Below are 432 nucleotides of genomic sequence, written 5' to 3' on the forward strand. Positions count from 1 at the left end.
GCAGCACGCCCAGGTGGCCCACCATGCGCTGCACGGTCGAGGCGTCGAAGAGGTCCGTGGCATACGTCAGCGCTCCGACGAAGCCCTGGGGCGATTCGACGAGGGTGAGCGTGAGGTCGAACTTGGAGGACCGGGTGTCCACCGGGACGGTCTGGAAGGACAGGCCGGCCAGGCGAAGCGCTTCGGTGGGCGCGTTCTGCAGGGAGAACATCGCCTGGAAGAGCGCGCTGCGGCTCAGGTCTCGCGAAGGCTGGAGGACCTCCACCAGCTTCTCGAAGGGGACGTGCTGGTGCTCGTAGGCCGCGAGCGTCGTGCCGCGCACCTGGGAGAGCAGCTGGCGGAACGAGTCCTGCGGCTGGACGTGGGCACGCAGGACCAGGGTGTTGACGAAGAAGCCGATGAGGCCTTCGGTCTCCGCCTGGGTGCGGCCGG

General features: G+C 68.8%; 1 protein-coding gene. It reads right to left on the reverse strand.

Annotation, left to right across the window (positions count from 1 at the left end; genetic code table 11):
- On the reverse strand, positions 1–432 hold a 432-nt coding region (locus tag ACLEQD_RS45145), incomplete at both ends, for a condensation domain-containing protein (RefSeq protein WP_410392030.1).

The sequence above is a fragment of the Corallococcus sp. 4LFB genome (assembly GCF_046520365.1).
GTDB lineage: Bacteria > Myxococcota > Myxococcia > Myxococcales > Myxococcaceae > Corallococcus > Corallococcus caeni.